The following is a 7,467-nucleotide window of genomic DNA, read 5'->3' as shown; positions in this document are numbered from 1 at the left end:
GCCTTCGAAATAATCCGGAGGCAACCTACAAGGCCCAGTATTGTGTACCCAAGTCTTGAGCTTGCCGACGTAGAACGTATGCCCCACGTCGACTGTCAGATTGTAAGTATTACCCTCGGGCAGGTACAGCCCGAGTGACTCGACCTTGGACGAGGTGTCTTCGGTATCGCCATCAGCCAGTGACTGCAGCAAGTCGCCCGGTTTTAGATCGATGACGGGGATGAAATCACGTTTGGCAGGCACATAGAAGGGATGACCAGGCGTAACCATCAGAATCTCGCGCGTTACCTTGCCATCCAAACGGGTGTTCTCAAGCACCAATTTGTAGATCGGTTGATCATTACGAACGTGAGTTGCGAGAATTGCTGCCGGGAATGGCTCGCCACCATGCTCCGGTTTGCTCCAGACGATATCGCCCACCTCGAGGGTTTCGATTGCGCGATCGCCGTCGGGTGTAGCCACCAGCGTTCCTGCGGCGAAACAGCAAGGTCCGTCAAGCCCCTTCAATGCTGCTTCCCGTGCGGCTAGTAACTGCGCTGTCTTTCCTAGCTCTACGGCACGGTTGAGCGCAACGAAGTTGCTGTAGAACTCGGTTTGCCAATCCGCTTCGACCCGAGCTGCATCTTCGACCTTGCCTTGGAGACGGTACAAACGAGCCTGGACTTCAGCATCCTGCTTCGCTTGCAAGAAAGCATTAACGACTTGAGTCGGGTTACTGGCTGATGCGATCAACTCTTCCAGTACACCGTTGGCAGTATCCAACGGTCGCGTTACCAATCCCTCGCCCAGTCCATAGATGCCCTTGGCCATCTCGATCAACGCGTCGCTGACTCCCTTGCCCGCACCAATCAATTGAGCGCCTGAATCTATAGCGTTGAAATTCAGGTTGCGGTCGTAGTAGTCCGCATATTCGGCATTGCGGCCCCCAACTCCGCTCAGCAGGTATTCGCTGTTGAATTTGGCGTCATTGAATACATCGCTATGGTTGGTCGCATACCCTTGAAGCAGTGCAACTGTTTGCTCCGAGGTATATGTGGCAATGCCCGTAGACAGTGGTACATCACCAATAGCGGGGACCGGGTTCACCTCATACCAAGTGGCCAAGGGCGCCAACGCCTGCCCCAGGTGAACCATGGTTTTGGCGTCGATCACCAACCCATCTTTGATCAGCAGCGCCTGCCAGTCCTTATCGGTGTAATAAGCAAAAGCACGAGCCATACGCTGCTCGGCCTCGGCAACGCTAATGTTCTGATCCTTGGCCAGCGCCTCGGCCTGTTGCTTGATAAGCCGCATTTCTTCCGGGTGCGCTTGGCGGTTGTATTGGTCGGCCATCTGGGCGACCCAGGAGCCTTTCTCAATGTCACCGCCCGCCAAACCTGCCGAGGCTATGCCTACAATTTGAGCAAAGGCCTCACGCATTTTGGGCTGGGTTTCGAAAGCGTCATTGAGCACACCAGCCAAGGCCTGGCTGGCGCCGGCAGCTACCGCGCCAGAAATAAAGTCGCCGCCGGTACCCGCCGATACCGCACCTCCCATGAGGGCGTGAAGCGCCACACGACCGGCCCCACCTTCGGCCCACATCGCCATACCAGCACTGTCTTTGGCCAAGTCGGCCGCTGCAAACTGTTGTTCGGCATAGTTTCCAACGAAGTTGAAACCTACAGCCGCTGTAACGTTTGCAGCTTGGGTGACCAACCCATTTGCAAGGTTGTCTCCGAAGCTTCCCCCAGAAACCACAGTCTTGATTGCCCCACTGGTTACGCCAATTGCCCCAGCGCGCAAACTGAAACCGCCAATGCCTTCAAGAGTACTCAGGTCAAAGCCGGCGGTATTTTTAAAGGCCGCATTGGTTCCCTTCAGCTTCGGATCAATAAGCCCCTCGGTGATACCCGCAGTGACACCCGCGATAACGTAGCCCTTCATTGCGTCCGAAGAAGTGACGTCTTTGAGGACAGCTCCCAGATTGCCGCGATTGTTGACAACACTAACAGCTGCGTTAGTAGCCGCGCTGGTAGCGACCGCGGCTCCACCAGCTGCGACCGCAGTGCTTGCCCCAGCCGCTCCCAGCGCGCCCATTGCGGCCGGGCCCACAACTGCAGCCATGATGATCGCAATAATGATCTGCGCCGCCGGCCCCAACCCCGAGTTCGAATACTTGAAGCTGGTGTGAATCTCCTCCACCTGCCGCCAATCAACCCCGCCCTGCGCTTCCAGCTCTTTCAGCCACGCCAGTTTCGGGTCGGCCTTGACCATGGCGTCGATGGATTCGTGCACAGTCTGTTGGTTGACCTGCAACACGTCCGCGTGAATGGTGCCGACCGCATTGATGACCAGTTCACCCTGGGCCACCAGTTCGCTCTGGCGCACGGTTTCATCGGTGCTGCCCTTGCCCTTCATGCTGAACCAGCCCGCATCGGACTTGCTCTTCTCGTGACTCTCCTGATGCAGGTCCTTCACGGCTTCGAAGGTGATATCCCCGCCGCTGTCGATGGTCAGGTCGCCGCCGCTGTTGAGCTTGGCGGCCAGGTAGTGCTGGTCGCTGCCGCTCTCCAGGGTCAGGTCACCGCCGGTGGTGATTTCGCTGCCGATGTTGGTGATCTGGGTAACTTCGTCGCGCTGGGTTTTCTTACTGCCGAAGCTGCCTTTTTTCTTTTTGTTGTCCAGCGAATAGTCGCTGTCTTCAGCCGCCAGCAGGTCGAGTCTGCCGCCCGCCACCAGGTAGGCTTCGTCTCCGGCGGTGACGCGGCTGTCCCCTTTTCTCTCGTGATGCCCTGATCGCTCAGGCCACGACTAAAACGAGCAGCGAAGGACGGGAGGTTTTGCAGTAAGCAGATAAAACAACACCGGCACGAGGCCGGTGTCAGATCAACTCGAAACCTCTACACATTAGGTGCACCGACTAAAAGCCAAGCGTAAGGCCGCACCTACATCGGAAGGACTACTACCGCTGGGGATAATGACATAGTCACTCTCACTTAGTCCCTTACCACTCCAGGCTTCTAGCTTTTCGTGATGGCTAGGACGAATAGTTATCTGCCTCCCCTTACTTTCGATACTGCATTTTTTCATGTCTTTAAATAATGCACGCTTATTCTTGTAGCTATAGCGTCCCAAAGTACTGCCAACCCATTGATCATATCGTTGATTGGTCAAGTTGTAGTCGTATAACTCCATATCAAAAGTAGCTTCAGGATGAATCCAAACATCCTTTCGCGGCTCGGGAAGCACAAATCGGCTATGAGCCAAGGCGTCAAGCACAGCAAAGCCTAGCTCTTTATCGGCAGCGTCAGGGCTGAAAAAATGCTCCACACCTTGCGGGTCCGCTTGGCTACTTCGATAACCAGAAAAAGTTTTTACGGAAATAAAATCCTTATTTATTTTCGCATCTGCCCAAGCTGTTTTTACGACATCACTCATCTTAATCCACCTTGGTAATTTTTACCGTAACGCCTTTGCCCTGGCCATACTCAATAGCTCTATTAATTTGATCCCAGCACTCGTCGTAGATTTTTGAACTACCACTTGCAATTCACGACTAGTAATTTGACTAGAGGATACTGTTACGTCCTTCAAACCGTACTCAGTAAACCCTGCGGCGGCATCAATATTTCCTTTAAGCGATGAATAAACCTGACTTGGATTGGCAATTTTAGCCGCGGTGGTCGTATCAAGTGTTTTTGCACTGGTCGCAACACCGGTCGTTCTATCAAAAAAGTCAAACGTCTTGAAGTTAGGCGGTAGTCGAGAGCCTGCTGGCAGTTGCGTCCCAAGGTAATCCTCCCAAGGCATTCCTTGACCTTGAATACCCTTGCCCCACTCAATCCCAGTAGTAGCACGGTCTACCGCCCCGCCAGTTGCTTTTGTACCAACAGTATCACCCGACGCGAATTTCGTTGTCTACACGCGCCGTAGGTCGTCAGGGTGAGCGTAAAAGGGTGTGCAACTTGACTGCAGAAAGGGTGCAGCTTGAGTGCAAAAAGGCTACAGGATGGGTGCAGGAAGGCGGCAAAAGGGGTGCAGACCGGGTACAAAAACACCGGCACAAGGCCGGTGTTAGCGTGGTAAAAAGTTAGGGCGCTTCAGTTAAGCCATATCAATGATTGGATTCGAAATTCGACTAGGAGAGTCCGTTCATGCAATTGAATCCCTAGCCTAGCATTCATCAGAAAGTCTTTACTCTTCATCCCAAAAACTTCCGGGAGGCGCATACTTCCCACCACGTAAGACAGCGCACCAGCCGTAACTTCTATAAAACATCTCAAGATCAAGGATCTTGTAAATGCCTTCATTAATTTTCTGCAATGTAATCAAACCATTAGCAAAATGCGTATATCGACCGCCCGCCCCTGCAACGGCTCTTAACTCCAACTCTCTACGATCCCATTCTGATACCACCCCCGATGACTCAGGAACAGTATCCGAAAACGAAATCTCAAATTCTTTTGAAACCTTGCAAAAGCAGGGTATTCGTTCCTGCCTGAGTAATTCATCCGTGATCATGTTTTCAGGGAAGTCGATATTTAATTTCACTTAAGTGCACTCCAAGAAACAACAACCTCACCTGAAAAATTTCTTTGAAAGGTACTGACGGGACTAGGCCCTTTACGAAAAGCCTTAATACTTGGTCATGCTGCGTTGAAAACAGCCTCGGACTGCTCATTTACAACCCGTAAACTCCGATTCCTCGGCTGTTGTCGCCTTGCCTGAGCGGCGTCTCAAGACTTTTCATACAGAGCCTAAGTAAGTGCCATTCAAATCCGCCCCCTTTTCAGTTCTTTAAATTAAAGCCCCGCCCCTATTTAAAACCAACGTATACAGCCTCTACCGTGGCTCGCCCCCCTAAATCGTTCATATCAGGAGCATAAAATCTGACCGAGTTTTGATTAACGTTTATGCCGGTTTTGTCCTTCTCCACTTCAAAAGGCACACCCTCAGCATCAAAAAAACTCTCAACATCATCAATAGACAGACCTAAAACCTGCTTGCCATCATAATAAAAACAAGCATTAGGAAGATACACCTCTAACCCCAACAACTCATTAGAGCAGTTGTACCAAACTTGCATTACAGCTTCACCAAAGGCGTCAATTGAATTTTCTGAAAATTCAGTTTCAGGAAAAACCCTATACGGCAAACCAATCACTCTCCTAACTTCCTCTCTACCTTGCCCGCAAAAGAAATTCTCGAGACCATTAGACTGACTGTAATTTAACCTCATGAAATCTACCTCGGCTTAAAATCTTCAGGATTAGGGAAAAAGGGGACGGATTTATTTTCTTTAACCCGACCTTGGCCGACCCTGTCCCCGCAGTTCTAATCTGACACCTGATATTTTCTCCACCTCATCAACAAAGCGATCAGCGCCGGTCAACTGCCCTCGCTGCAAGGCTGACCTAATGAGATTTAACTCGTCCTTCGAAGCAGCCTGCCTTAAAAACGATATATACCGATCTTTTCGTATTTCAGAAGTTTCTCCCAAAGCGGAATAGCAGGCAGAAATATCCAGCCAATCAAAACCTGGTTGAAGTTGAACTCTGGCTCTGTAGCTCGACCATGTATAGTCTTCAGCATCATCCACCATGCAAGCCCTCACGGGATTTAGCTCAATGTATCAGCTCTCTGACTGCACCACACTGGACTTATGTCGGCTTTCCCATAACGTTCCTGATCGCCCTTCTAACTTATTCCGATATCGCGTCGCTCGGGCTGCCAACGCCTTCATCATCTGACCAAGGCCTGCGACTGCCTCTCCAGGCTCCAAACAACAGGTGGACATGATTTGTCATCTGGCAGTAAGCATAAATTTTTATACCAAATGCGTCCTTCAGTTCCTGTAGATCATTGACGTAGCGCTGGTAGTCCTCCGCAGCAGCGAATACCACCTGTCGGTTGTGACCACGCTGAACGACGTGATGGGGGTAGTTGGGTAATACGACTCGTCCTATTCTTGGCATAGCAACCTCATTCCATTGAGGTTTTCAGCTTAGCAAAGCGAATGAAAATAAATCTGTCCCCTTTTTCGCCGGGGAAATAAATAAATCCGTCCCTTTTTTGCTTGAACCGGATATCCTTCGGGCTCGCATAACCAGTCAAGTTTTCTGGCAAAGCAGATGGCAGCTTTTGTCCTACAGCGCCTACTTCTTTTGCACCAACCTACAAACTACTTAAATGCCAAGCGCCCCCATCAAAGTCGAAGCATCCTTTAACAGCTCGGGATCTTGGCTTAAATTCTTCACTTCGGCCAAAGCGCAAACGGCCTTTTGCGCCGCACTTGTATTTCTCTGCCAACACTCTGCACTCACACTTGCAAGAGCTGCAAGCAGCTCGCCGTCGTATCTCTCTCCTGCCAACACATCATCATGTAGTAATACCACAGCAAAGGGTAATAGCTCATTAACAAAAAGATTTTGCCTAATTGCGCGGCATACATCTCCTACACCTAAGTGATCTAGTGGAGTATCACATACCAAAAGATACCATTCGGTCAAAAACGACGGGCTGTCTTCTGGCAACCAACTAATTTGAGTAAGTCTTTCCAACTCACGAAACGTCATATCCCGGCACCATTAAAGCTGACTCAATACGATCGATAGTATCGACCGCTCGCTGGCGTGCAGCTTGCGCTGACGGTTCATTCACCCCCTTCAAGGTGTCCGCATGGTTCCGTAAACCTCGAAGAGTGTCGTTCATCTCTTTTAGGTGATCCCAATAACGGCGCAAAAGGGGACGGCGCAAAAGGACCGCAAAAGCGCAAAAGGGGACAGATTTATTTTTTATTCAGCTAAAAATAAATCTGTCCCCTTTTCTTTCTTTGCACCAAGTAAAAATTACTCTTTTCGACGATAAACGACCCTCTCAGCTTCCGACAAGCTAGGTAGGTCTTCGTTGCCGACCAAAATTTCCGACTTGCATTTTAAATTTGAGTCCTGATAAGCAGTATATTGACATATGATATCTTCGACTTCATCAATATCATCCTCTATATTTTCTTCAAGATAAAATCTAATTAGCCAAACATCATCTTCACAAGACAATACCACCATCCTGAAGTTTGGAGTAACTGCCCCCAGCATCGCTTGAACAAGCATTAAGACTTGGAAATTCCAAGTTTTCAATTCGGCTTCTGCATTCATTTCTGAGTCCAATTAGGGTTAGCAGGGACAATACTTGGGCTTTTTGTACCTTTGATGATAAAGACATTAGTTGGCTGAGCGGTTATACCAACGCCAGCGTTAACGTTGGTGCCGGTTACGCCTTCAAACTTGACCACCGGAAACCCTTGAGCATTCTTACCTAAAATCTTAACCTGCCCTATGCGGTAAGCATCTAGTACTTTTTGAGCATCATCAACGCTGTTCAAGAACCCACCGCCTCCTCGAGCTTCAAGCTCAGGCCTTCCAGCGATATGCCGAAGCTGTTTCTGGCTGATTTTGCCAGCCACCTCTGGAAAGTCTCTAGGTGTAAGAA

7 protein-coding genes and 2 pseudogenes are annotated in these 7,467 nt (G+C 50.1%); all 9 read right to left on the bottom strand.

The features are described from left to right. Window positions 1–2,748, bottom strand: a pseudogene (locus NTD82_RS11220) (DUF637 domain-containing protein); the annotation flags it as partial. Window positions 2,749–2,886: 138 nt separating this feature from the next. Continuing rightward, window positions 2,887–3,417 (bottom strand): contact-dependent growth inhibition system immunity protein, encoded by a 531-nt coding sequence (locus NTD82_RS11215; protein WP_262128797.1) that lies wholly within the window; start codon window positions 3,415–3,417, stop codon window positions 2,887–2,889. Between the two features lie 21 nt (window positions 3,418–3,438). Next, window positions 3,439–3,789, bottom strand: a complete 351-nt coding sequence (locus tag NTD82_RS11210; RefSeq protein WP_262128796.1) for a hypothetical protein — start codon at window positions 3,787–3,789, stop codon at window positions 3,439–3,441. Window positions 3,790–4,173: 384 nt separating this feature from the next. Next, entirely contained in the window at window positions 4,174–4,530 is a 357-nt protein-coding gene (locus tag NTD82_RS11205; RefSeq protein WP_262128795.1) for a hypothetical protein, read from the bottom strand. Between the two features lie 265 nt (window positions 4,531–4,795). Beyond that, window positions 4,796–5,218, bottom strand: coding sequence for a hypothetical protein (locus tag NTD82_RS11200; RefSeq protein WP_262128794.1), 423 nt, complete (start codon window positions 5,216–5,218; stop codon window positions 4,796–4,798). 60 nt (window positions 5,219–5,278) lie between these two features. Further along, a pseudogene (locus tag NTD82_RS11195) lies at window positions 5,279–5,954 on the bottom strand (transposase). Between the two features lie 210 nt (window positions 5,955–6,164). Beyond that, the gene (locus tag NTD82_RS11190; RefSeq protein ID WP_262128793.1) at window positions 6,165–6,554 is read right to left on the bottom strand and encodes a contact-dependent growth inhibition system immunity protein; all 390 of its coding nucleotides are present in this window, start codon (window positions 6,552–6,554) and stop codon (window positions 6,165–6,167) included. A 273-nt stretch (window positions 6,555–6,827) separates the two neighbouring features. Further along, window positions 6,828–7,133, bottom strand: coding sequence for a hypothetical protein (locus NTD82_RS11185; protein WP_053255812.1), 306 nt, complete (start codon window positions 7,131–7,133; stop codon window positions 6,828–6,830). Then, window positions 7,130–7,441, bottom strand: a complete 312-nt coding sequence (locus tag NTD82_RS11180) for a polymorphic toxin type 50 domain-containing protein (protein WP_410017041.1) — start codon at window positions 7,439–7,441, stop codon at window positions 7,130–7,132. The genes NTD82_RS11185 and NTD82_RS11180 overlap by 4 nt, the downstream gene beginning before the upstream one ends. Window positions 7,442–7,467 lie beyond the last annotated feature (26 nt).

The organism is Pseudomonas sp. 5P_5.1_Bac1, assembly GCF_025466015.1.
Classification (GTDB): domain Bacteria; phylum Pseudomonadota; class Gammaproteobacteria; order Pseudomonadales; family Pseudomonadaceae; genus Aquipseudomonas.
Note: the sequence above shows the minus strand (reverse complement) of the source record. Positions and strands in the feature narration are given on the sequence as shown.

Bases quoted from the DNA above. Each gene is read 5' to 3' on its own strand.
- NTD82_RS11215 (WP_262128797.1), bottom strand. From the start codon at position 3,417: ATGAGTGATGTCGTAAAAACAGCTTGGGCAGATGCGAAAATAAATAAG.
- NTD82_RS11210 (WP_262128796.1), bottom strand. From the start codon at position 3,789: ATGCCTTGGGAGGATTACCTTGGGACGCAACTGCCAGCAGGCTCTCGA.
- NTD82_RS11200 (WP_262128794.1), bottom strand. From the start codon at position 5,218: ATGAGGTTAAATTACAGTCAGTCTAATGGTCTCGAGAATTTCTTTTGC.
- NTD82_RS11190 (WP_262128793.1), bottom strand. From the start codon at position 6,554: ATGACGTTTCGTGAGTTGGAAAGACTTACTCAAATTAGTTGGTTGCCA.
- NTD82_RS11185 (WP_053255812.1), bottom strand. From the start codon at position 7,133: ATGAATGCAGAAGCCGAATTGAAAACTTGGAATTTCCAAGTCTTAATG.